Below are 22,885 nucleotides of genomic sequence, written 5' to 3' on the forward strand. Positions count from 1 at the left end.
CGTGTCGCGACCGGCCACCCCGTCGGTGCACCCAGGGCACGGAGCGAGTCGTGCTCTCGGTACGTTTCCGGCCGTGCGAATGGGACTCAACCTCGGTTACTGGGGCACCGGGGACAACTCCGCGAACCTGGCCCTGGCCAGGAGAGCGGACGAACTCGGGTATTCGGTGGTGTGGGCGGCCGAGGCCTACGGCTCCGACGCCGTGACGATGCTCACCTGGATCGCCGCCCGGACCGAGCGGATCGACGTCGGCAGCGCGGTGCTGCAGATCCCGGCGCGGACGCCGGCGATGACGGGCATGACCGCCGCGACGCTCGACACGCTCTCGGGCGGCCGCTTCCGGCTCGGCCTGGGTGTCTCGGGTCCGCAGGTGTCGGAGGGCTGGCACGGCGTGCGGTTCGCGGACCCGGTGGGCCGCACCCGCGAGTACGTGGAGATCGTGCGGGCCGTGCAGTCCCGCCGCCGTGTGCGGTTCAGCGGAGAGCACTTCGAGCTGCCGCTGCCCGACGGGCCCGGGCTCGCGCTGGGCCTGACCTTCCGGCCCGAGCGCAAGCAGGTGCCGGTGTACCTCGCCGCGATCGGGCCGGAGAACCTCGCGCTCACGGGTGAGCTCGCCGACGGCTGGCTGCCGGTGTTCTTCTCGCCCGAGCACGCCGGTGAGCAGCTGGCCCACATCCGGGCCGGCGCCGAGGCGGCCGGGCGTTCGCTCGACGGGTTCGACGTCGCCCCGTCGGTGCCGCTCGTGGTCGGCGACGACTGGCGCGAGTGCGCCGACGCCGTGCGTGCCCACGCCGCGCTCTACGTGGGCGGGATGGGCAGCCGGAAGCAGAACTTCTACAACCGCCTCGCCGTGCGGATGGGGTTCGAGGCCGAGGCGGCCGAGGTGCAGGAGAAATACCTCGCCCGTGACTACGCGGGGGCTCAGGCGGCCTTGCCGCTGGAGTTCCTCGACGCGACGTCGCTGCTCGGCCCGCGGGAGCGGATCGCCGAGCGCATGGCGGAGTTCGCGAAGGCGGGCGTGACGACGTTGTCCGTGACTCCGTACGGGGAGTCCGCGGGATTCGAGGCGGCTCTGCGGACCGCCGTGGAAGCGATCGAGCTGGCGGGAGTGGCCTGATGGGGTGGTTCGAAGCACTGGTGCTGGGGCTGGTGCAGGGGCTCACGGAGTTCCTGCCCATCTCCTCCAGCGCGCACCTGCGGATCGTGGCCGCGCTCGTCGGCTGGGACGATCCGGGCGCGGCGTTCACGGCCGTGACGCAGATCGGCACCGAGCTGGCGGTGATCCTGTACTTCGGCAAGAAGATCGGCCGGATCCTGCAGGCCTGGTTCTTCTCGCTCTACCGCCGCAGCTGGCGCCGGGACCCCGACGCGCGGCTGGGCTGGCTGATCATCGTCGGCTCGATCCCCATCGTCGTGCTCGGCCTGCTGCTGCAGGACCAGATCGACCAGGCGTTCCGCGACCTGCGCATCACCGCGTCCACGCTGATCGTGTTCGGCGTGATCCTGCTCATCGCCGACCGCGTCGGCTCGCAGCGGCGCACGCTCGACCACCTCACCGTGCCGCACGGTCTCGGCTTCGGCTTCGCGCAGGCCCTGGCGCTGATCCCGGGCGTCTCACGCTCGGGCGGCACCACCAGCGCCGGCCTGCTCATGGGCTACACCCGCGCCGACGCCGCGGAGTACTCGTTCCTGCTGGCCCTGCCCGCCGTGTTCGGCTCGGGGCTGTACAAGCTCACCGACATCGGCAAGAACGGCGAGACCGCCCAGTGGGGACCCACGATCCTGGCCACGCTGGTGGCCTTCGGCGTCGGCTACGTGGTGATCGCGTGGCTGATGTCCTACATCAAGCGCAAGAGCTTCGTGCCGTTCGTGATCTACCGGATCGTGCTCGGCCTGCTGCTGTTCGGGCTGATCATCGGCGGGGTGCTCGACCCGAACGCGGGGCCTGTCGGGAGCTGAGCCCGCTCGTCGAGCACCTGGCGGTAGTGGCCGATCAAGCTGTCGCCGGCCGCTTCCCAGGTGTTGCGGAGTGCGAAGGCCCGCGCGGCCGCGCCGAAGGCGGCGCGCCGCGCGGGCGACTCGGTGAGGCCGCGCACGGCCTCACGCAGCGCGGTCTCGTCGAGCGGGGGCACGAGGAACCCCGTTCGCCCGTGCTGGACGAGGTCGAGCGGTCCGCCGGCCGCGGGCGCGACCACCGGCAGGCCGCTGGCCATCGCCTCCTGGACGGTCAGGCCGAAGGTCTCGAAGGGCCCGGTGTGCGCGAAGACGTCGAGCGACGCGTAGATGCGCGCGAGCTCTTCGCCCACGCGCACCCCGAGGAACGTCGCGTCCGGCAGCGCCGCCCGCAGCCGCGGGCCGTTCGGGCCGTCGCCGACGACGACCACCCGCACCCCCGGCAGGCCGCAGACGCCGCGCAGCAGCTCGACGTGCTTGTCCGGCGCCAGACGGCCGACGTACCCGACGAGGACCTCGCCGTTCGGCGCGAGCCGGCGGCGCAGCCGCGGGTCCCGGTGCCGCGGGTCGAAGCGCACGGCGTCGACGCCGTGGGGGAGCAGGTGGATGCGCGGGATGCCCTGCTCCTCCAGCGCCAGCTTCGACGCGCTGGACGAGACGATCGTGCGGTCGGCCGGCCCGTGGATCCCGCGCAGCCGCCGCCACACGTACTGCGCGCCACCCGGCACCCGGGGTGCGTAGGACCGGCAATACGCGGCGACGTCCGTCTCGTACACCGCGACGATCGGCACCCGCCGCTTCAAGGCCGCCCGCACGGCGTGCGCACCGAGCAGCAACGGGCTCGACAGGTGCACGACGTCGGGCCGGTGCGCGGCGATGGCGCGGCCCACCACGCCGGTCGGCAGCGCCATGCGCACGTCCGGGTAACCCGGCCACGAGAGCGCGGGCGCGCGGACCACCGGCGAGCCCGCGCTCGCCGCCGAGGTTCCCGTCCGCAGCCCGGCCGGCGCGGTCGGCGCCACCACCAGGGGCGAATGCCCGCGCCTCGCGAGGTGCTCGGCGGCCCGCGACGCGGTGTGCGCGACCCCGTTGACCTGCGGCGGATAGGACTCCGTCACGACGAGGACCCGCAACGGCGATCCCGCGCTCTGCGTGGACGTCATTCGCAAGATCCAAACCGATGACACCCACCTCACAGCCCCGGGAACAGCACGCGAACACGGGGTTCCCAACAGGCGCTGTGTGAACGTCACCACAGTGCGAGATCGCGCCGGCCTCGCCTCGGCGGAGCCGGGGCCGAAGACGCAGCTAGGGTGAGCTGGTGAGTACGGTCATCTTGCTGCGGCACGGGAAGTCCACCGCGAACGGGTCCGGCGTCCTGGCGGGGCGCACGCCGAAGGTTGGTCTCGACGACACCGGCCGCGCGCAGGCCGAGAAGCTGGTGGAGCGGCTGGCCGATGTGCCGGTCGCCGAGCTGGTGGTGTCGCCGATGCTGCGCTGCAAGCAGACGGTGACGCCGCTGGCGACCGCGCTCGGGCTGGACAAGACCGTGGAGCCGCGCCTGTCCGAAGTGGACTACGGCGAGTGGACCGGTCGCGAGCTGAAGACGCTGGTCAAGGAGCCGTTGTGGCGGGTGGTCCAGTCCCACCCGTCGGCGGCGGTGTTCCCCGGCGGTGAGGGCCTGGCCGCGATGCAGGCCCGCGCGGTGGCCGCGATCCGCGCGCACGACGCCCGCATCACCGCCGAGCACGGCGACCACGCCGTGTGGATCGCCTGCAGCCACGGCGACGTGATCAAGGCCGTGCTGGCCGACGCACTGGGCCAGCACCTCGACGCGTTCCAGCGCATCGTGGTCGACCCGGCGTCGGTGTCGGTGGTCCGCTACACCGAGACGCGGCCGTTCGTGCTGCGCGTGAACGAGAACGGCGGCGACCTCGAGGGCATCGTGCCCCCGCCGCCGAAGAAGAAGTCCGGCCGCGGCAAGAAGGCGGGCGAAAGCGACGCGGTGGTCGGGGGCAGCACCGGGCGCTGAGCCCGGCGGACACGCCCTCGGCGGAAAGCGGCTCGACCAGGGCCGCGAAACCCGTAGGGTGGGCGGGATCAGCGCGGGAAAGCACGTGAAGAACCAGGAGCGCAACCCGATGATTTCGCCGGACAACCCGTTCGCCACCCCGAGTGAGCTGCCCTACGCCCTGCCGCCGTTCGACAAGATCCAGGTCGAGCACTACCGGCCCGCGTTCGAAGAGGGCCTGACCGCCCACGCCGCGGAGATCCACGACATCGCCTCGAACCCGGCGGAGCCGACGTTCGAGAACACGATCGCCGCGCTGGAGCGGGCGGGGGAGCTGCTGGAGCGGGCGTCCGGCACGTTCTTCAACGTCGCTGGGTCCGACTCGACCGACGAGATCCAGGAGATCCAGGCCGAGCTGGCCCCGAAGCTGGCCGCGCACTCCGACGCGATCCACCTCGACCCGCGGCTGTTCGCGCGGATCAGCGCGCTGTACGAGCGCCGCGAGAGCCTCGGCCTCGACCCCGAGTCGCTGCGCCTGCTGGAGCGGCGCCACACCGACTTCAGCCGCGCCGGCGCCGGGCTGCCCGAGGCCGAGCAGGAGAAGCTGCGCAAGCTCAACGAGCAGCTCTCGACCCTGCAGACGAAGTTCCAGCAGAACCTGCTGCGCGACACCAACGAGCTCGCCGTGGTCCTCGACGACGTCGCCGACCTGGCCGGTCTCGGCGAGGGCGCGATCGCCACCGCCGCCGAGGCGGCCGCCGCTCGCGGCGAGGAGGGCAAGTTCGTCCTGAACCTCACGCTGCCGACCGCGCAGGCGGCCCTGGAGTCGCTGGAGAACCGCGCGGTGCGCGAGCGCGTCTTCACCGCGTCGGTCTCGCGGGGCAACCGCGGCAACGAGTACGACAACAACGCCGTCGCCGCCGAGATCGTCCGGCTGCGGGCCGAACGCGCGGCGCTGCTGGGCTATCCGGACCACGCGTCGTACGTGATCTCCGACGAGACGGCCAAGACCGCCGACGCGGCCTCGGGCCTGCTGGAGCGGCTGGCGCCGGTCGCCGTGGCCAACGCCCGCGTGGAGGCCGCCGAGCTGCAGCAGCACCTCGAGGCGGACGTCCCCGGCGCGACGCTGAAGCCGTGGGACTGGGCGTTCTACGCCGAGAAGGTGCGGCGCGAACGCTACGAGGTGGACACCGCGGCGCTGCGCCCCTACTTCGAGCTCAACCGCGTGCTCACCGATGGCGTGTTCTTCGCCGCGAACCACCTGTACGGCCTGACCTTCACGGAGCGCGACGACTTGCCGAAGTACCACCCGGAGGTGCGGACCTTCGAGGTCTTCGACGCCGACGGCAGCGGCATGGGCCTGTTCCTCGTGGACTACTACACGCGGGACTCCAAGCGCGGCGGCGCGTGGATGAACAACTTCGTGAGCCAGTCGGACCTGCTCGGGCGGAAGTCCGTGGTGGTCAACGTGCTCAACGTCGCGAAGCCGCCGGCGGGGGAGCCGACCCTGCTGACGCTCGACGAGGTCACCACCGTGTTCCACGAGTTCGGCCACGCGCTGCACGGGCTGCTCTCGGGTGTCGTGTACCCGACGTTCTCGGGCCCGAACGTGCCGCGGGACTTCGTGGAGTACCCGTCGCAGGTCAACGAGATGTGGATGCTGTGGCCGGAGGTGCTGGCCAACTACGCCAAGCACCACGTGACGGGGGAGCCGCTGCCCGCCGAGCAGGTCGCCAAGCTGCAAGCGGCGCAGCAGTACGGCGAGGGCTTCAAGACGACGGAGTACCTCGCCGCGTCGCTGCTCGACCTCGCCTGGCACCGCCTCGGCGTGGACGACCGGGTCGACGACGTGCAGCGCTTCGAGGCCGCCGCGCTGGAGAAGGCCGGCGTGGCCCTGGAAAGCGTCCCGCCGCGCTACCGCACCACGTACTTCAACCACGTCTTCGGCGGCGGCTACAGCGCGGGCTACTACTCCTACATCTGGAGCGAGGTCCTCGACGCCGACACCGTGCAGTGGTTCCGCGAGAACGGCGGCCTCGAGCGCGCGAACGGCGACCACTTCCGCTCGACGCTGCTGGGCCGCGGGGGGAGCGTGGACCCGATGGAGGCGTTCGCGAACTTCCGTGGTCGCCAGCCGGAGATCCAGCCGCTGCTGGAGCGCCGGGGTCTCGCGGGGGCCTGATCGTTCTTCGGGTGGGGCCGGCCGTTCGCGGGCGGCCCCACTTTTGTCTCTTGTGGACTGTATAACGACCTATACGGCCGGGCGTCGGGCCGGCCGCCGTCACTCCAGAGGGAACAAGATCGGGCTGAGGAGGTGCTGGCGCCGGCCGGGGGCGGGCTCGTGCCGCAGCCGGGGGATGAGCACCTCGCGGAGATCGGCGATCAGGTCGGCGAGCTCTTCGTGGCTCAGCCAGACCGAGTGCTGGCGGTAGCCCACCAGGTCCTCGACCGGGTCCGCACCGGCCCGGCCCAGGTAAGCGGTGAACTCGGCGATCAGCGTCGTCATCGCGGTCGCGAACACCTTGCGGTGGTCGTCGAGCGTCGCCGAGGCGGCCGCGTCCGCGTCGACCACCGCGCGGTCCCGTCGCAGCCGGTAGCTGCGCTCGACGGCGCCGCGGACGCGTTGTTCCTCGGCCACTTCGAGGATGCCGGCTTCGGCGAGCAGGCCGACGTGGCGGTACAGGGTCGCCTTCGACACGTCGTGGATCCGCTCGGCCAGCTCGGTGGTGGTCATGGGCCGCCCGCCGGAGAGGGCGTGCACCACGCGCAGCCGCACCGGGTGCACCAGGAGTTCCAGATCGTCCACGCCGTCATGTTTGCACATCTGCTACCATTCTCAATGTTGAGAACGGTGGGCCGCTGGGGGCCCGTGACGGGAGGTTCGGCGATGAAGGTCGACGCGGCACCACTGGGCGAGCACCACGACGTCGCGGGGCACCGGCTGCTGCTGCACCGCTCCGGTGCCGGCGGCCCGGCGGTGGTGTTCCTGCCCGGCGCGGGCCTGATGGCGTACGACTTCCTGAACGTGCAGCGGCGCGTCGCGGAGTTCACCACGAGCGTCGTGTACGACCGGGCCGGCACTGGCTGGAGCGACGCGGTCGAGCTGCCGCGCACGCCGGACGAGGTCACGGACGAGCTGCGGGCCCTGCTGGTGGCCGCGGACGTACCCGGGCCGTACGTGCTGGCCGGGCATTCGCTCGGGGCGCTGTACGCCCGCCGCTACGCGCAGCGTTTCCCCGGGGACCTCGCCGGCCTGGTGTTCCTCGATCCGGGCCACGAGGACATCCTGGAGTTCCTGCCGCAGGAGGCCGCCGAGCTGAACGAGCGCCTCAAACCCGACCCGGCCGCCTTGCCTGAGCCGACTCCCGCGCAGCTGGACGCTTCGCGCGAGGCATTGCTGGGCCTGTACGCGAACTGGCCCGACGGTGTCCGGGAAGCGTTGACGGACAAGCACCTCACGGAATGGCGCACGGCGGTCCTGGAGACCCAAAACTTCGAAACCGAGGTGTACGACCAGGTCCGCGGCGGGGGAGTGCTGCCGGACGTGCCTCTCGTGGTGCTGAGCGCACTCGGGGCCAACCCGTACTGGGCGCAGTTCGCCTCTCCCGAGCTGATGGAGTCGATGCTCGGGGGTATCAAGGCCCTGCACGCGTCGATCGCCGCCTCGGTGCCGCGAGGTGAGCACCGCGTCCTCGACGGTGCGGCCCACCAGACGATGCACCTGGAGCACGAGGACGCGGTCGTGGAGGCCATCCGCTCGGTCCTCTGAGGACGATCCGCGCGGGAGGCGACTCCGGTCGCGGGCGATTCCTTTCGGCCCGGTGCGGGGTCTTCCCCTTCGACGGTGCGGCTCGAGCCGAGCCGACCGAAGTTCGGCAAGCCGGGAAGAGAGCTGATCGCCGTGAGTGTTCCCACCACCATGCGCGCCCTGGAGCAGACCTCCCTCGAGGGGCCGCGAGATCTGCGGTTGGTCACCGACGCGCCGGTACCGGCTCCCGGCCGGGGTGAAGTGCTGATCAGGGTCCGGGCCGCCGGAGTCAACTTCGCCGACCTCTCGCAGGCCCGCGGGTTGTTCGGAGGCGGCCCGCAGCCGCCGTACCTGGCGGGTTTCGAGGCCGGAGGCGAGGTGGTCGCGCTGGGCGAGCAGGTCAGCGGCCCGGTACTGGGAACCGCGGTCGTCGGCGTCGGGTCCGGGGCGTTCGCCGAGTACGCGGTGCTGCCCGCGGCCGCGGCGCTACCGGTGCCGGCCGGCTGGACGGCCGAGCAGGCGCTGGGCCTGGTCGTGAACCGGGCGGCCGCGCTCGCGGCGCTCAAACCGCTGGGCCGGCTGACCCCGGGGGAGACGGTGGTGGTCCACGCCGCCGCGGGCGCGACCGGCCAGGCCGCGGTGCGGATGGCCAAGCACTACGGCGCGACGGTCCTCGCCGCCGCCTCCCCGGCCAAGCACGAGACCGTGCGGGCGCTCGGTGCCGATCACGTCCTGGACTCCCTGGCCGCCGATCTCGCCGCCGAAGTCCGGCGGCTGACCGGCGGTGCCGGTGCGGACCTGGTGCTGGAGTCGGCCGGCGGCGCCGGCTTCGCGGCCGCCCTGGCCTCGGCCAAGCCGGTCACCGGCCGGGTCGTCGTCTACGGCCTGGCGGGCGGCGAAGCCGCGATCACCAACTGGGACCTGGTGTACCGCCACCAGGTCCAGGTCATCGGCCTCAACCTCGGGACGCTGAGCCGGGCGGCTCCCCGGATCTTCGGTGAGGTCATGGGTGAGGTGTCGGCCCTCGTCGCCGTCGGCGTCCTCCCGCCCGAGCGCCCGGTCGTCCACGACCTGGCCGACGGCCCGCAAGCCCTCGCCGCACTGGAGTCGAGGGTGACCGTCGGCAAGCTCGCCTTGCGGCCCTGACACCGCCGTGACCTGCGGTTCGATTCTTCCACGCCGCTTTCGGGGTCATAGTGGGCGACGGCTCCGATCCGCGGGGCCGGTCCGGACGAGGAGCAGGCATGGTCACCAGGCGATCCACGGCCGACCTCGGGCCGCGAACCGGGGCTCCCCGCATGACGGCCCAGGTGCGGGAGCCGGCGGACCGGGACCGGTTCGCCGCCGAAACCGAGCCGTTCCGCCGGGAACTGCTGGCGCACTGCTACCGCATGGTGGGCTCGGCCCACGAGGCCGAGGACCTGGTGCAGGAAACCTACCTGCGGGCCTGGCGGTCCTACGCCGGGTTCGAGGGCCGCGCGTCGATCCGGTCGTGGCTCTACAAGATCGCCACCAACGTCTGCCTGACGGCGGTGGAGCCGCGCAAGATCCGGATGCTGCCCTCGGGCCTCGGCGGCCCTCGGGACGGGTCCGAACGCCCGGCCGACCCCGTCGCGGCGGGTGAGGTCTCGTGGCTGGAACCGTGGCCCGACCGTTTGCAGGTCTCGGCCGACGACGACCCGGCGACGTCGGTGGTGTCGCGCGAATCGGTGCGCCTGGCGCTCATCGCGAGCCTGCAGCACCTGCCCGCACGCCAGCGCGCGATCCTCCTCCTGCGAGAGGTGCTCGCGTTCTCCGCCGCCGAAACCGCACAGCTGCTCGGTACCACCACGGCGGCGGTGAAGAGCGGACTGCAGCGGGCCCGTGCTCGGCTGGGTGAGCTGGAACCGCGGCCGGAGCGATTGCTCGAACCGGCCGACCCGCGGGCGCGGGCCCTGCTCGACGGTTACGTCACGGCCTTCGAACGCTCGGATGCCGGTCTCCTGGAGCAGGTGCTGCGCACGGACGCGACGCTGGAAGCGACCCCGTTCCGCGAATGGCAGGCCGGGCTGGTCAACTGCCTGCGGATGCTCGCCGCGGACGTGCTGGGCGAGCCGGGGGACTGGCGGATGCTCCCCACCACGGCGAACGGCCAGCCCGCCGCCGTCGAGTACCGGCGGGACGAAGCCGGCGTGTTCCGGGGGACAGGCATCGTGGTGCTGGACACGACCGCCACCGGCGTCTCCCGGGTAGTGGCGTTCCACGACGAAGCCCTGGTCACCCTGTTCGGCTTTCCGGAATCGCTCACGGACCCGTCCTGACCGATCGCGCCAAGTCCGCTGTAGACAGTCAGTCAAAGTGTATAACGACCTATACAGCCGGCCAGATGGTAAAAATCAGGCCCGGCCCAGATTTCACCTCAGCAACAAAAGACGCTACGGACGGGAGAGGATCTCGACCACGGTGTCATAGGTTTGTTCCACGTCAAGGCTTTCCGTGTCGACCACAGTGCACTTCGGACGCTGCCGCAGGTACGCCGCGAGGTGGTCGTGGACACGGTCGATCAGCTTCAGCCCGCCGGCCCGGGTGATGATCTCGTCGATGTCGCGGGCCGGTGCGCCGTCGCTGGAGCGGGACGAGTAGCGGTCGAGCGCGTGCGGCTTCGGCGCGGTCAGCGCGATCTCGACATACGGGGCTCCTGCGGCACGCGCGGCGGCCTCGAAGCCGGATACCTCGTTCACGTGGGTCGCCAGCTGGGGCATCACGACGGAGAACCCCGACCGCAGATGGGTTTCCGCCATGGTGACGGCCAGGCGGCGCGCGACGGGCAGCGTGGCGAAGAAGTTGTCGCGCCAGCCGCCGATGAGGGAGACGACGTGGTCGGTGTCGAGGTCGAGCACACCGGGATGACGGTCGGCGTAGAGGCGGGCGACGGTGGACTTGCCGATGCCCGACGGGCCGTTGAGGTGGATGAGGCGAGGGCCGCCCCGGACGGATCCGGGACGGCCCTCAGAAGAAGCAGTGCTCACAACTCAGATGAGGCCGAGCTTCTGCACGGCGTCGCGCTCCTCGGCGAGCTCGCCGACGGTGGCGTCGATGCGGGCGCGGGAGAAGTCGTCGATCTCGAGGCCCTGGACGATCTCGTACTTGCCGTCCTTGGCGGTGACCGGGAAGGACGAGATGAGGCCTTCGGGGACGCCGTAGGAGCCGTCGGAGACGACCGCGGCGGAGGTCCAGTCGCCTTCGTCGGTGCCGTTGACCCAGGTGTAGACGTGGTCGATGGCGGCCGACGCGGCGGAGGCGGCGGAGGAGAGGCCGCGGGCCTCGATGATGGCCGCGCCGCGCTTGGCGACGGTGGGGATGAAGGTCTCTTCGACCCAGGTCTGGTCGTTGACGGCCTCGGCGAGGTTCTTGCCGCCGACGGTGCCGTGGGTGATCATCGGGTACTGCGTGGCCGAGTGGTTGCCCCAGATGGCCAGGCGCTTGATGTCCGAGACCGGGACGTCGAGCTTCTTCGACAGCTGCGCGAGGGCGCGGTTGTGGTCGAGGCGGGTCATCGCGGTGAAGCGGTCGGCCGGGACGTCGGGCGCGTGGGACTTGGCGATGAGGGCGTTGGTGTTGGCCGGGTTGCCCACCACGAGGACGCGGATGTCGTCGGCCGCGCCGGCGTTGATGGCTTCGCCCTGGGGCTTGAAGATGCCACCGTTGGCCTCGAGCAGGTCGCCGCGCTCCATGCCCTTGGTGCGGGGGCGGGCGCCGACGAGCAGGGCGATGTTGGTGCCGGAGAACGCCTGCTTGGGGTCGTCGAAGATGTCGATCCCGGACAGGAGCGGGAAGGCGCCGTCGTCGAGCTCCATCGCGGTGCCCTCAGCCGCCTTGACCGCCTGCGGGATCTCGAGGAGCCGCAGCTTCACCGGGGTGTCCGGGCCGAGGAGCTGACCGGACGCGATGCGGAAGAGCAGCGCGTAGCCGATCTGGCCGGCCGCACCGGTGACGGTGACGTTGACAGGGGCTTGGGTCATAGCGGGTTCTCCAGCTTGAGACGACTTTGGCTAGTACCGCGACTCTAGTACTCGCGGTTGCGTTCGTTCGGGTGCGTCCAGTCACTCTCCGGTGGGTGTCGTGACGTTGGCGGCGAGGCGGCCCAGGAGTGTGGCGAGGGTCGCGATTTCGTGGTCGGTGAGGCCGGTGCGCATGCGGTTGTCGTGGGCGACGGCGGCTTCGGCGAGTCGGTGGAAGGTGGTTTCGCCGTACTCGGTGAGTTCGACGTGGTGGACGCGGCGGTTTTCGGGGTCGCGGGTGCGGGTGAGCAGGCCGGCGGTTTCCATGCCGTTGAGGTGGTGGGTGAGGGTGGCGCCTTGGATGCCGACGGCGTCGGCGAGCTCGCGTTGGCTGGCGTGCTGGTGGGTTTTGAGGGCGATGAGGATCTGCCAGACGGGCTGGGAACCGCCGACGGCGGCGAGGGCCTGGTCGAAGGCTTGTCCCGCGGCTTTGGCGGTGCGGGCGAGGACGACGCCGATGGGGGCAGTGGTTGGTCGGGGCACGGGTGCACCGTAGCGCAGATTGATCGAAGACTAAGCGTTTGACATCTAACGATTTGAGTTCTAACGTTTGTCGCGTCGAGCTGCTCCGCTGACCACGGGAGGGATCATGGGCACCACCGAAGAGATCACCGATTTGGGGAAGCGCTGGGTCGCGGCCGAGACGGCCGGGGACATCACGACGCTGGCCGGGATGACCACGGGGGACTTCACCTTGGTCGGCCCGCTGGGTTTCGTGCTGAACCGCGACCAGTGGCTGCAGCGCTACGAAGGCGGCGGGCTCGTCACGCGCCGGCTGGACTGGCGCGAGGTCGAGGTGCGCGAGCACGGCGACTCGGCGATCGCGGTGGGCGTGCACGAGCAGGAGGCGACACACCGGGGCAACGCGGTTGACGGGCGGTTCCGGTCGACGCACGTGCTGGTGCGCGAGGACGGCCGGTGGTTGCTGGCGGGGATGCACCTGAGCCCGATCGGTGCGCCGCCGGCGTTCGCGCGCGGGGGTGCGTGATGGCCGAGCTGAACCACACGATCGTCTGGGCGCGGGATCGGAGCGCGTCGGCGGAGTTCCTCGCGGGGGTGCTGGGGTTGAGCGTGGGTGCGGAGACCGCGCCGTTCCTGCCGGTGGTGCTGGGCAACGGGGTGACGCTGGATTTCGCGCAGGTGGGCGAGTCGGACGCGGTGGCCGTGCAGCACTACGCGTTCCTGGTGAGCGACGCGGAGTTCGACGCGGCGCTGGAGCGCCTCCGGGCGTCGGGGACGACGATCTACGCCGATCCGATGCACCGCACGACGGGGATCAACGGGATGTTCGGCGGGCGCGGGTTCTACTTCGACGATCCGGACGGGCACAACATGGAGCTGCTCACGAAGGCCGGTTAGCGCCGGCCGGTGCGGGCTGGGTCGCGTCGACGTTGAACACGCGGCCCAGCGCGATGACGCCTTCGTCGAGGTGGCTGAAGCTGGAGACGACGGCGCGGGTTTCGGAGTCGTCGATGCGGTCGACGACGGGGGTGCCGTCGTCGCGGACGAGCTTGTCCGTGGGCGTGGTGTTGGGGTGGCGGACGGCGTCGCCGACGAGGTCGATGTTGGCGAGCACGCGGCCGGCGAAGAGGTCGAGGCGGTCGGCGACGGGTCCGTCGAGCTGGCCGGGCTGGGCGCGGGCGGCGACGTGGCGGGCGCGGAAGGCGATGGTTTCCAGGGTGGTGAGCACGTGCCAGCCGTAGTCGCGTCGTGCGCTGCGGAGGTTGATGGGGTGGGTGAGGGGTTCGATGGTCTTGCGGACCTGTTCTACGGCTCGGTCGAGGTCGCGGGACATCTCGATGATGTTCACGTTGTCGCGGCCTGACAGCAGGGTGTCGGCTGATTCGACGAACTCGTGCAGTTCGTCGAGCACGGTGGCGATGTCGTCGAGCATCACCGAGCGGGTGCGGACGGGGACGATGACGAGGGCGGCGAGCAGGCCGGCGGCGGCGCCGACGGTGGTTTCGGCGACGCGGATCCAGAGGACTTCGATGCTGAAGGTGCCGAGCAGGCTGTAGAGCAGGCCGAGCATGCTGGTGACGAAGAAGGCCATGAGGAACTGCGAGACGCGCGACATGTAGACCATGCCGAAGACGCAGACCATGATCAGCGCGAGGATCGCGATGGTGTTGCCGCTGACGAGCAGGGCGAGGGCGACGCCGCCGACGATGCCGATGAGGGTGCCGCCGGTGCGGCGGACGCCTTTGACGAAGCGGGCGCCGGCGCTGGAGGTGCCGACGAAGACCACGAAGACGGTGAGGACGGCCCAGTACCAGCGTTGGTGGGAGATGAGCTGGCCGGCGAGGACGGCGAGCCCGCCGCCGATCACGGCCTGGATGGCGCTGCGGGTCTGGTTGTCGTAGGCGAACGCTCGGGTGGGTTCGGGTTCGTCGTCGTCTTCGTCGAGGGAGTAGTCCACTGTGGCCTCGCGGCCGGCGACGCGCTGGGCGCGGTCGTCGGCGACGGCGAGTTCCGCGATGGCGCGGCGGACGCCGTCGCCGGGGTGGGCTTTCTCGTCGATGCGGCTGCCTTCCACGAGCATGCGGCTGTATTCGCCGGTCTCGCTGATCAGGGGCAGCTCGCGGGGGTCGCGTTCCATCAGTGACCGGAACTTCGCCAGGCGGGCGACGAGGTCGTCGGCGACGCCGGGGGCGAGCGGGTGGGAGCAGGTGCGTTGCACGGTGATGGTGAGCCACTGCACGGCGAGCTCGACTTCGATGGCGCGGCGGCGCAGGAGGTCGGCGTTGCGCGCGTCGACGACGTCGGGGGCGTTGTCCTCGATGAGGAGGACGGATTCGTGGAGGCGGGCGAGGGCGGTGCGGATCTGGCGGTTGCTGCGGTCGCTGCCGGCGGAGGCGATGTAGGCCTCGGTGGCGCGCACGGCGGCGGCGACACGGGCGCGGAAGGCGCGGCGGATGCGGATGAACTCGGTTTCGGCGTTGCGGCGCAGCAGGACGAAGCGCACGAGGGCGTTGGCGGCGATGCCGGTGGCCATGGCGATGAGCAGCTGCGGGGCCTGGGCCAGGTGGGCCTGCAGGAACATGGGGAAGAAGAACAGGAAGAACGTCATGGAGCCCAGGGCGGTGCCGCGGGGGCCGAAGCGCTGTACGTAGACGGCGACGAAGATCAGCAGCACGAAGACGATGCTGTCGAGTGGCGGGTAGGCGGCGCCGATGGTGGCGAGGGTGATGGAGCAGGCGCCGACGACGGCCGCGAGGCAGAGCGTGACGGCTTGGCCGCCGCTGGTGGGGTCGTTGACGGTGAACGCGCTCATCATCGCGGCGATGGCGGCGACGAGTGACGTGGTGAGCGGGAAGTGCAAGGGCTGCAGCGCGAGGATGGCGAGGATGATGCCCAGCACGGCGGAGCCGGCCAGCCGCAGGCGGACGAGGCCGGGATCGGCTGCCGCCAGCCGGTCGAGGGTGGCGTCGCGGAGGTCGGCGATCATCGGGCGAGCAGCTCCCACTGGGCGAGGGTGACGCGGCGGCGGTTCGCTGCCGTGACACGCAAACGGTAGTGCGCGCAGGCTGCGGGGCTGTCGAGGACGAAGGGGCGGGTCTGGCGGCGCCAGCGGAACAGCTCGTCGTCGCGGCGGTCGAGCACGTGCCAGCGGCGGCCGTCGGCGGAGCCTTCCAGTACCCACGCGGTCGGGTCGCCGTCGCGGCTGCCCGAAGTGAGCGTGTACATCGTGACTTCGCGGGGGTTGCCGTGCACGGAGAACTCGACCACGGGGGTGCGGGTGGTGAAGGTGGCTTCGGTGCGGCTGGTGTCGTCGACGAGGAGCGCGGCGGGACCGTCGGGGCTGTAGGCGGTGCCGACGAGGTCGGTCAGCGGGGCGGGTTTCACCGGCGTGACGGGTTCGGTGCCCCAGGTGCCGGGTTCGGCGCGGACGTCGAACTCCAGCACGGCGCCGCGGGCGAGCACGGCGTGGGAGATCGTCGCGGAGTGGTGCGGGGTGCCGTCGATGGTCAGGCCGTGGACGTAGGGCGTGTCCACCGCGTCCCCCGAGGCGGAGGCACCGGGGGCGCGGATCACGAGGTCGTGGCCGTTCTCCAGGTGCACGGTGGCCTGGCGGAACAGTGGCGCGCACACGACATACCGCGGGGTGCCGACCGTGAGGGGGTACAGGCCGAGCGCGGCGAAGACGTACCAGGCGGACATCTCGCCGTTGTCCTCGTCGCCGGGGTAGCCCTGGCCGAGCTCGCTGCCGAGGTAGAGGCGGCGCAGGACCTCGCGGACGGTGCGCTGCAGCTTGGCTGGCGCGCCGGCGAAGGCGTAGACGAACGGGATGTGGTGCGAGGGCTGGTTGGAGTGGCCGTACTGGCCCATGCGTACGTCGCGGGCCTCGGTCATCTCGTGGATGAGGCCGCCGTAGGAGCCGGGTTTGCGGCCGGTCTCGGGGGTGGTGAAGAACGTGTCGAGCTTGGCTTCGAGGCCGGCGGCGCCGCCGTGCAGGGCGGCGAGTCCGGGCCCGTCGTGGGGTACCGAGAACGCGGTGTTCCACGCGTTGGTCTCCACGAAGTCGCCGCCCCACGCTTCGGGGTCGTAGCCCCGTGCGGGGAAGTGGCGGCCGCCGTCGGGGGTGCGGCCCTGGAAGAAGCCGATGCGCGGGTCGAAGTGGTGCACGTAGTGCTGGGCGCGCTGGCGCAGGTAGGCGGCGTTGTCGGCGCGGCGGCGCGCGCGGGGACCTTCGCTTTCGCGGGCGAGCGCGTCGGCGAGGTTGGCGAGGCCGAAGTCGTTGAGGCAGCCTTCCAGCGCCCAGGACAGGCCTTCGCGGGTCGAGGTCGGGGTGTAGCCGAGGAACGGTGAGGTGTCGAGGCCTTTGCGGCCCACGCCGGCGCGCGGCGGGGCGACGGTCGCGTTTTTCAGGGCGGCGTCGTAGGCGGACTCGACGTCGAAGTTGCGGACACCTTTGAGATAGGCGTCGGCGAAGGCGACGTCGGAGCTGGTGCCGGTCATGAGGTCGGCGTAGCCGGGGGAGGACCAGCGGGCGATCCAGCCGCCTTCGCGGTATTGCTGCACGAAGCCGTCGATCATCCGGCCACAGCGCTCGGGGGTGAGCAGTGCGTAGGCGGGCCAGGTGGTGCGGTAGGTGTCCCAGAAGCCGTTGTTGACGTACAGCTCGCCGTCGACGATTTTCGCGCCGGTGCGCTTGCGGGTGCTGAACGCGCGGCCGCGGGCGACGGGGCTGGCGTGGCGGATGCCGTCGGGTGTGTTCTCGTGCGCTCGGTTCGGGTAGAGGTAGAGCCGGTAGAGGTTCGAGGAGAACGTGGCGAGCTCGTCCTCGCTCGCGCCGTCGAGCTCGATGCGGCCCAGCACGTCCTGCCACTGCTCCCGCGCGCGATCGCGGACCTCGTCGAACGTGGTGCCGGCCGGGATCTCCAGCTCCAGGTTGCGCCGCGCCTGCGCGAGGCTGATCAGCGACGTCGCGATCCGCAGTGTCACCTCCGGCGCGGCGAACTCGAGGTGCCCGGTCACCCGGCGCCAGAACGAGCCGCGGCCTCCGCCGGAGGCGGGCACGTCGGCCTGGGCGTAGACGAACATCCGCCGGGCACCCGTGGACAGGCGGCTGCGCACCCACGTGTGCCCGGTGACCACCCCGGTCGACGGGTGCACGCGCAGGCCGCCGCGGTTGCGGGCGTTGTCGAAGACCACCCAGCCGGCGCCGTCGGGGAAGGTGAAGCGGAACATCGCCGCGTGGTCAGTCGGGGCGAGCTCCGCCGTGACCCCGGTGCCGAACCGGACGCCGTAGTGGTGCGGCCGGTCGGTCTCGTCCTCGTGGGAGAACGTCAGGGCGCGGCGCCGGTGGTCGGTTTCGACGGGACCGGTGCCGGGCATGAGGTGGAAGGTGTGGCGGTCGCCCATCCACGGGCTCGGCTGGTGGCTCACCGCGAACGCCTGCAGCGCCGGCTCGTTCGCCGCCGTGTTGTGCCGGTGGTAGGAGTAGAACCAGTCGAGCGAGCGCGCGTCGGTGACCGGGGTCCAGAAGTTGAAGCCGTGCGGCACGGCCGTGGCCGGGAACGTGTTGCCGCGGGAGAAGTCGAACCCGGAGTGCGTGCCCCGCGTGGTGCGGACGTGGTCGACCGGGTCGCCGGTGCGCGGGTGGTGCTCGCCGATCCGCACGTCGTCGAGCCAGCCTTTGACGTCGCGCCCGCCCGGCGCGTCGGTGAGCAGCATGATCCGCCGCACGCGGCGCCCGGCGAACGCGCCGAGCGGGCGGCGCACGAGGTTCCACTGGTCCACCAGCAGCGTCTTCGCGTGCCCCTGCTGGGTGGCGGAGAACCCGGCGCTGATGCCGTCGTCGAACTCCACGTCCAGTGCGACGAACGTGCTGCGGTAGGAAGGGACCGCCGCGTCCGAGGCCGGGAAGACCACGTAGGACAGTGCACTGTGGGCGGTGACCTCGACGTCGGTCTCGAACAGCACCACCCGCCCCACGCCGCTGTAACGCAGCGCGCGCACGCCGGTGAACCCCACGCCCGTCTTCGCGGTGGGGGACCGGTCGGGGCCGCTGTCCACGCGGACACCGGAGGCGACCGGCTGCGGGTCACCCGCCTCGAACGATGAGAAGAACCCGGCGCTGGTCACGCGCACACGGTAGCCGTTCGGGCGCCCGCCGGCCCACCACGGACATGATCTTGACGCCGCCCGGCCCCGGAAACGACCGTGGGGCCCCTTTCCGCATCGGAAAGAGACCCCACGGCTACGTCAGCCGGCTACAGCTTCGCGCACTGGCCCGCGGCCGGGCCGCGGACGGTGTTGGCGACGTCGTGGTCGGTCGGGGCGGGCGTGTTGCCCGTGCAGGCCAGCGGCCCGCCCACGGTGCTGCCGGCCAGCACCGGCCCGTGGTTGCCCGTGAACGTCGCCGGGCCGCCGATGTCGGTCAGCTCGACCGAGACGGCCCCGGTCGTGCCCGTGATCGCCACCGGACCCGACACCTTCGTGCGGTTCAGCACCACCTGCGCCGCACCCGTCGCGGCGAGCGGACCCGAGATCGACCCGCCCCGCACAACCAGCGACGCACCGGCCGAGACGGTCACCGGACCGGACACCGTCGCGTCTTGGAGGCACACCGTGCCGCTCGACACCGTCAGCGGACCCTTCTGCGCCCCCGTCAGTGTCTTCGTGCACGACGCGTCCGGCCGGCCCAGCAGCTCGAACTCCGCCAGCGACGCCGGACCACCGGCGCTGTCGGTCACCGTGAGCCGGTAGTAGGCGTAGTGCGCCGGGTTGGCCACCGCGAACGCGCGCGTCTGCTGCCGCCACGGGAACGTCTGGCCGGTCTGCTGGTCGGCGACCGCCCACGTCTTCCCGTCGTAGGAACCCTCGAGCTTCCAGCTCTTCGGGTCACCCGCGCCCTTCGGCGAGGTCAGCGTGTAGTGCGTGACCGCCTCGTCCGTCGAGTTCAGCTGGTACGTCACCGCGCCGGTCACCTTCGCCTCGGTGCGCGAGGAGTTGTCGATCAGCGCCGCCGCGTTCGAACCGTCCGAAGTGGACAGCATGCCCTTGCCGGCGCCGGTCTCGTCGTGCAGCGGCGTCGGCACCGCGTCGCCCGTGGTGATCGACTTCGGCGCGTCGTTCGCGCCCGTGCCCCAGGCCGAGGGGTTCGGGCCCATGTCGAAGTCGAGCGTCGCCCCGTGGGAGAGCACGTCCTGCGGCAGCGACGTCGACGTCCAGGCCTTGCCGTTGATCTTCAGGCCCTGCACGTAGACGTTCTTCGCCGAGTTCTTCGGCGCGTTGATCACCACGTCACCACCCGGCAGGTGCAGCGTCGCCTTGGTGAACAGCGGCGACCCGATCGCGTAGTTCGGGCTGCCCATCTGCAACGGGTAGAAACCCAGCGCGCCGAACACGTACCACGCGGACATCTCGCCGTTGTCCTCGTCGCCCGCGTAACCCTGGCCCAGCTCGCTGCCCGAGTACAGCCGCGAGAGCGCCTCCCGCACCTTGGCCTGCGTCTTCGACGGCTGACCCGCGTAGTCGTACATGTAGAGCAGGTGGTGCGAGGGCTGGTTGGAGTGGCCGTACTGGCCCATCCGCACGTCGCGGGCCTCCCGCATCTCGTGGATCGCGCCGCCGTAGGTGCCCGGGAACGTCGCCGTCTCCTGGTCGGCGAAGAACTGGTCCAGCTTCTGCGCCAGCTTGTCCTTGCCGCCGTAGAGGTTCGCCAGCCCCTGCCCGTCCTGCGGCACGGTGAACGCCATGTTCCAGCCGTCGGTCTCCGTGTAGTCCCCGCCCCACACCCGCGGGTCGTACTGGTCGGCCGTCTTGGTGAACTTGCCTCCTCCGTCCTTGCCCTGGAAGAACCCGATGCTCGGGTCGAACAGGTTCACGTACTGCTGCGCGCGGCTGGTGAAGTACTGGTAGTTCTCCAGGTACTCCGCCTTGCGCGGGTCGCTCGCCGGCGCCTCGTCGTAAAGCTTCTTCGACAGGTTCGCGATGCCGAAGTCGTTGACGTAGCCCTCGATCGCCCACGAGAAGCCCTCACCCGTGGTGTTGGGCGTGTAGCCGAGGAAGATCGACTGGTCCAGCCCCTTGCGGCCCACCGCCGAGTTCGGCGGCGTCACCGTGGCGTTCTTCAGCGCCGCGTCGTAGGCCGACTTCACGTCGAAGTTCGTCACGCCCTTGAGGTAGGCGTCGGCGAACGCGACGTCGGAGCTCGTGCCCGTCATCAGGTCCGCGTAACCGGGGGAGGACCAGCGCGCGATCCAGCCCGAGTCGCGGTACTGCTGCACGAACCCGTCGACCATCTTCCCGGCCATGTCGGGCGTGAGCAGCGAATACGCCGGCCACGTGGTGCGGTAGGTGTCCCAGAACCCGTTGTTGACGTAGATCTGGCCGTCGACGACCTTCGACCCGGTCAGCGTCGCGGTGTCCGCACCCGTCTTCGCCGCCACCGGGCTGGCGTACTTGTACACCGGGGCCTGCGGCGTGCCGGTGTTCTCGAACGCCTCGTTCGGGTACAGGAACAGCCGGTAGAGGTTCGAGTACAGCGTCTCCAGCTGGTCCTTCGACGCGCCCTGCACCTCGATCACCCGCAGCTGCTTGTCCCAGGCCTGCTGCGCGGCGTCGCGCACGGAGTCGAACGTGGCCGTCGGGGCGATCTCCTGCTCGAGGTTCTTCTTCGCCTGCTCCACGCTGATCAGCGACGTCGCGATCCGCATCGTCACCGTCTTGTCTGCGCCCGCGGCGAAGCGCAGGTAGCCCGTGACGTTGTCACGGCCCTGGCCGGTCAGCTTCGCCCCGGCGGTCACCGGCTTGTCGAAGCTCGCGTAGACGAACATCCGCCCCGCACCCGCCGACAGCCCGCTCTTCGCGTCCGAGTACCCGGTCAGCGTGCCGGTGGCCGGGTCGAGCGTGAGCCCGCCCGAGTTGTTGACGTTGTCGAAGATCAGGCTCGAGTCGTTGCCCGGGAAGGAGAACCGCATGACCGCCGCGTGGTCGGTCGGCGCGATCTCCGTCTTGATCCCGTTGTCGAACGTCACGCCGTAGTAGTGCGCCCGCGCGACCTCGTTGTCGTGGGAGAACGACAGCGCCCGCGCGTCGCGGTTCGCGTCCGGCACCCCGGCCGCCGCCGACGGCATCACCTGGAAGCTCTGCCGGTCACCCATCCACGGGCTCGGCTCGTGGCTCGCCGAGAACGCCTGCAGCTGCGGCCGGTTGTCCGCGTTGTTCTGCGTCGAGTAGTTGTACAGCCAGCTGTCCGAACCCGCGTCGGTGACCGGCGTCCAGAAGTTGAACCCGTGCGGCACCGCCGTGGCCGGGAAGTTGTTGCCCCGGGAGAACGTGCCGTTGGCCATCGTGCCGCGCGTGGTCAGCACGTTGTCGCTCGGGCGCTGGCTCGCCGGCGGCGTCGGGGTCGCCGAGATCTTCACGTCGTCGAGCCAGCCCTGGAACGCGCCCGGCCCGTTCGGGTTGTCGTAGCCGACGAGGATCCGGTCGATCGTCTTGCCCGCGGCGACCGTGCCGATCGCCGAACGCACCAGGTTCCACTGGTTGGCGTAGAGGATCTTGCTCGCGCCCTGGCCCTGCGGCGTGAGCGGGAACCCGTACTGGTCCGTCGCCCCCAGCCCCGACAGGTACGTGCCGTCGGTGAACGCCAGGTCGATCGCGACGTTCGTGCTCGGGTACTTCAGGTCGTTGCCCGTGAACTGCGGCTGCACCTTGTAGGACAGCTCGGTGGTCGGGACCACCGGCAGGTTCACGTCGAACACCTTGTTGTAGGAGTAGCCGTGCCCGGCGGCGGTCTGCGTGCCGGCGTAGCGGAACGCCTTCTTGCCCGTGAAGCCCACGCGGTTCTTGTTCGTGTACCCGCTGGTGGGCCCGGAGTCGACGAAGCTGCGCATGTTCGGCAACGGCGGCGGCGGGGCGTCGTCGTTGGCCAGCAGCAGCTCCGACATCTGCAGGATGGCGTCACCGTGGTTGCGGGTCACGTCGAGGCGGTAGTAGCGGTAGGCCGCGCTCGGCGCCGCCAGCTTGTACTGGTTCGTCTGGAACCGCGCGTCGAACGACTGGCCCGACTGCTTGTCCAGGTCCGTCCACTGCTGCGCGTCGTTCGACCCCTGCAGCGTCCAGTCCTGCGGGTCGCGGCCCGGGAAGTCGTTGGCCGAGCTGATCGCGTAGTGCGTGATCGCCACCGGCTCCGACAACGTCACCTGCGCCCACGCCGTGGGATCCCACGAAAGCCACTTCGTGTCCGTGGTGCCGTCGACCAGGTTCGGCGAGACCTCACCACCGTCGGTGTTCTCGCTGCTCGCGCTGGTCTCGGTCACCTTGCCCCGGATGTCACCCGGGATCGTGGCCCCGTTCGCGCCGTTGACCCCCGACGTCCGCGGCTGCCCCGCGGCATCGGTGTCAACGGTGTCCTGCCACGTCGGCTGCGGATCGGACGGCTCGAACGAGGACGAGAAATCCGGCGGAGGGGCGTCCGCCGCGGCGGTCGAGGTCGCCGGCACGGCGACCAGTCCGGCCGCCGCCACGACCGCGACCAGCGCGGCGCGGACGGATCTGGCGCTTCGGGGCATCGTTGCTCCCAGCTTGTCGGGGCGGGTCGGGCGCGCCCGCACAGGAACCCTCCCGGCGGCGGCGCTACGGAAGGGAAACCCGTGTGTGACATCGATGTCAAGATCCGGC

At 71.0% G+C, this 22,885-nt stretch carries 17 protein-coding genes; 9 read left to right on the forward strand and 8 right to left on the reverse strand.

What is annotated here, in order from left to right; all coding sequences use genetic code 11:
• Nucleotides 1-73 precede the first annotated feature (73 nt).
• Together AB0K15_RS11705 and AB0K15_RS11710 are read left to right on the forward strand one after the other, a co-directional pair.
• Nucleotides 74-1,117 carry an LLM class F420-dependent oxidoreductase gene (locus AB0K15_RS11705; protein ID WP_364048475.1) on the forward strand — a complete coding sequence of 348 codons (1,044 nt, stop codon included), beginning with the start codon at nt 74-76 and terminating at the stop codon, nt 1,115-1,117.
• Nucleotides 1,117-1,959, forward strand: coding sequence for an undecaprenyl-diphosphate phosphatase (locus AB0K15_RS11710; protein WP_364048477.1), 843 nt, complete (start codon nt 1,117-1,119; stop codon nt 1,957-1,959). Before AB0K15_RS11705 ends, AB0K15_RS11710 begins: the two co-directional genes overlap by 1 nt.
• On the opposite strand, the gene AB0K15_RS11715 is transcribed toward AB0K15_RS11710, so the two are convergent.
• The gene (locus tag AB0K15_RS11715) at nt 1,875-3,116 is read right to left on the reverse strand and encodes a glycosyltransferase family 1 protein (RefSeq protein ID WP_364048479.1); all 1,242 of its coding nucleotides are present in this window, start codon (nt 3,114-3,116) and stop codon (nt 1,875-1,877) included. The two genes, AB0K15_RS11710 and AB0K15_RS11715, sit on opposite strands and share 85 nt — an antisense overlap.
• A gap of 158 nt (nt 3,117-3,274) precedes the next feature.
• On the opposite strand from AB0K15_RS11715, the gene AB0K15_RS11720 reads away from it, so the two are divergent.
• Entirely contained in the window at nt 3,275-3,985 is a 711-nt protein-coding gene (locus tag AB0K15_RS11720) for a histidine phosphatase family protein (protein ID WP_364048481.1), read from the forward strand.
• Between the two features lie 109 nt (nt 3,986-4,094).
• Entirely contained in the window at nt 4,095-6,146 is a 2,052-nt protein-coding gene (locus AB0K15_RS11725; RefSeq protein WP_364048989.1) for a M3 family metallopeptidase, read from the forward strand.
• A 99-nt stretch (nt 6,147-6,245) separates the two neighbouring features.
• Here the strand turns inward: AB0K15_RS11725 and AB0K15_RS11730 are convergent, their stop codons facing one another.
• On the reverse strand, nt 6,246-6,770 hold the full coding sequence (locus AB0K15_RS11730; protein WP_364048483.1) for a helix-turn-helix domain-containing protein: 525 nt from the start codon (nt 6,768-6,770) through the stop codon (nt 6,246-6,248).
• An 81-nt stretch (nt 6,771-6,851) separates the two neighbouring features.
• On the opposite strand from AB0K15_RS11730, the gene AB0K15_RS11735 reads away from it, so the two are divergent.
• The 3 genes from AB0K15_RS11735 (at nt 6,852) to AB0K15_RS11745 (ending at nt 10,012) form a co-directional block, all read left to right on the forward strand.
• On the forward strand, nt 6,852-7,733 hold the full coding sequence (locus AB0K15_RS11735; RefSeq protein ID WP_364048485.1) for an alpha/beta hydrolase: 882 nt from the start codon (nt 6,852-6,854) through the stop codon (nt 7,731-7,733).
• 132 nt (nt 7,734-7,865) lie between these two features.
• Complete coding sequence (locus AB0K15_RS11740) at nt 7,866-8,858, forward strand: zinc-binding dehydrogenase (RefSeq protein WP_364048487.1); 993 nt, start codon at nt 7,866-7,868, stop codon at nt 8,856-8,858.
• 98 nt (nt 8,859-8,956) lie between these two features.
• Entirely contained in the window at nt 8,957-10,012 is a 1,056-nt protein-coding gene (locus AB0K15_RS11745; RefSeq protein ID WP_364048489.1) for a sigma-70 family RNA polymerase sigma factor, read from the forward strand.
• Nucleotides 10,013-10,126: 114 nt separating this feature from the next.
• Here the strand turns inward: AB0K15_RS11745 and AB0K15_RS11750 are convergent, their stop codons facing one another.
• From AB0K15_RS11750 to AB0K15_RS11760, 3 genes are all read right to left on the reverse strand, one after another.
• Complete coding sequence (locus AB0K15_RS11750; protein ID WP_364048491.1) at nt 10,127-10,720, reverse strand: AAA family ATPase; 594 nt, start codon at nt 10,718-10,720, stop codon at nt 10,127-10,129.
• 3 nt (nt 10,721-10,723) lie between these two features.
• Nucleotides 10,724-11,713, reverse strand: a complete 990-nt coding sequence (locus tag AB0K15_RS11755; protein ID WP_364048493.1) for a malate dehydrogenase — start codon at nt 11,711-11,713, stop codon at nt 10,724-10,726.
• A gap of 81 nt (nt 11,714-11,794) precedes the next feature.
• Nucleotides 11,795-12,235 (reverse strand): MarR family winged helix-turn-helix transcriptional regulator, encoded by a 441-nt coding sequence (locus tag AB0K15_RS11760; RefSeq protein ID WP_364048495.1) that lies wholly within the window; start codon nt 12,233-12,235, stop codon nt 11,795-11,797.
• A gap of 106 nt (nt 12,236-12,341) precedes the next feature.
• On the opposite strand from AB0K15_RS11760, the gene AB0K15_RS11765 reads away from it, so the two are divergent.
• Both AB0K15_RS11765 and AB0K15_RS11770 read left to right on the forward strand, forming a co-directional pair.
• On the forward strand, nt 12,342-12,740 hold the full coding sequence (locus tag AB0K15_RS11765) for a nuclear transport factor 2 family protein (RefSeq protein ID WP_364048497.1): 399 nt from the start codon (nt 12,342-12,344) through the stop codon (nt 12,738-12,740).
• Nucleotides 12,740-13,111, forward strand: a complete 372-nt coding sequence (locus tag AB0K15_RS11770; protein ID WP_364048499.1) for a VOC family protein — start codon at nt 12,740-12,742, stop codon at nt 13,109-13,111. Before AB0K15_RS11765 ends, AB0K15_RS11770 begins: the two co-directional genes overlap by 1 nt.
• Here the strand turns inward: AB0K15_RS11770 and AB0K15_RS11775 are convergent.
• The 3 genes from AB0K15_RS11775 to AB0K15_RS11785 all read right to left on the reverse strand — a co-directional run bounded on the left by AB0K15_RS11775 (nt 13,095) and on the right by AB0K15_RS11785 (nt 22,776).
• A complete protein-coding gene (locus AB0K15_RS11775; protein WP_364048501.1) occupies nt 13,095-15,200 on the reverse strand; it encodes an FUSC family protein in 2,106 nt (701 codons plus the stop codon). The two genes, AB0K15_RS11770 and AB0K15_RS11775, sit on opposite strands and share 17 nt — an antisense overlap.
• Nucleotides 15,197-18,340 (reverse strand): GH92 family glycosyl hydrolase, encoded by a 3,144-nt coding sequence (locus AB0K15_RS11780; RefSeq protein WP_364048503.1) that lies wholly within the window; start codon nt 18,338-18,340, stop codon nt 15,197-15,199. The genes AB0K15_RS11775 and AB0K15_RS11780 overlap by 4 nt, the downstream gene beginning before the upstream one ends.
• Nucleotides 18,341-18,468: 128 nt before the next feature.
• A complete protein-coding gene (locus tag AB0K15_RS11785) occupies nt 18,469-22,776 on the reverse strand; it encodes a GH92 family glycosyl hydrolase (protein WP_364048505.1) in 4,308 nt (1,435 codons plus the stop codon).
• Between the last annotated feature and the right edge of the window lie 109 nt (nt 22,777-22,885).

Source organism: Amycolatopsis sp. NPDC049253 (assembly GCF_040678995.1).
In the GTDB taxonomy this organism is placed as follows: Bacteria; Actinomycetota; Actinomycetes; order Mycobacteriales; family Pseudonocardiaceae; genus Amycolatopsis.

Excerpts from the sequence above, each read along its gene's own strand:
- AB0K15_RS11710 (WP_364048477.1), top strand. The coding sequence starts at position 1,117 with ATGGGGTGGTTCGAAGCACTGGTGCTGGGGCTGGTGCAGGGGCTCACG.
- AB0K15_RS11715 (WP_364048479.1), bottom strand. The coding sequence starts at position 3,116 with ATGACGTCCACGCAGAGCGCGGGATCGCCGTTGCGGGTCCTCGTCGTG.
- AB0K15_RS11725 (WP_364048989.1), top strand. The coding sequence starts at position 4,095 with ATGATTTCGCCGGACAACCCGTTCGCCACCCCGAGTGAGCTGCCCTAC.
- AB0K15_RS11735 (WP_364048485.1), top strand. The coding sequence starts at position 6,852 with ATGAAGGTCGACGCGGCACCACTGGGCGAGCACCACGACGTCGCGGGG.
- AB0K15_RS11745 (WP_364048489.1), top strand. The coding sequence starts at position 8,957 with ATGGTCACCAGGCGATCCACGGCCGACCTCGGGCCGCGAACCGGGGCT.
- AB0K15_RS11755 (WP_364048493.1), bottom strand. The coding sequence starts at position 11,713 with ATGACCCAAGCCCCTGTCAACGTCACCGTCACCGGTGCGGCCGGCCAG.
- AB0K15_RS11765 (WP_364048497.1), top strand. The coding sequence starts at position 12,342 with ATGGGCACCACCGAAGAGATCACCGATTTGGGGAAGCGCTGGGTCGCG.
- AB0K15_RS11770 (WP_364048499.1), top strand. The coding sequence starts at position 12,740 with ATGGCCGAGCTGAACCACACGATCGTCTGGGCGCGGGATCGGAGCGCG.
- AB0K15_RS11775 (WP_364048501.1), bottom strand. The coding sequence starts at position 15,200 with ATGATCGCCGACCTCCGCGACGCCACCCTCGACCGGCTGGCGGCAGCC.
- AB0K15_RS11785 (WP_364048505.1), bottom strand. The coding sequence starts at position 22,776 with ATGCCCCGAAGCGCCAGATCCGTCCGCGCCGCGCTGGTCGCGGTCGTG.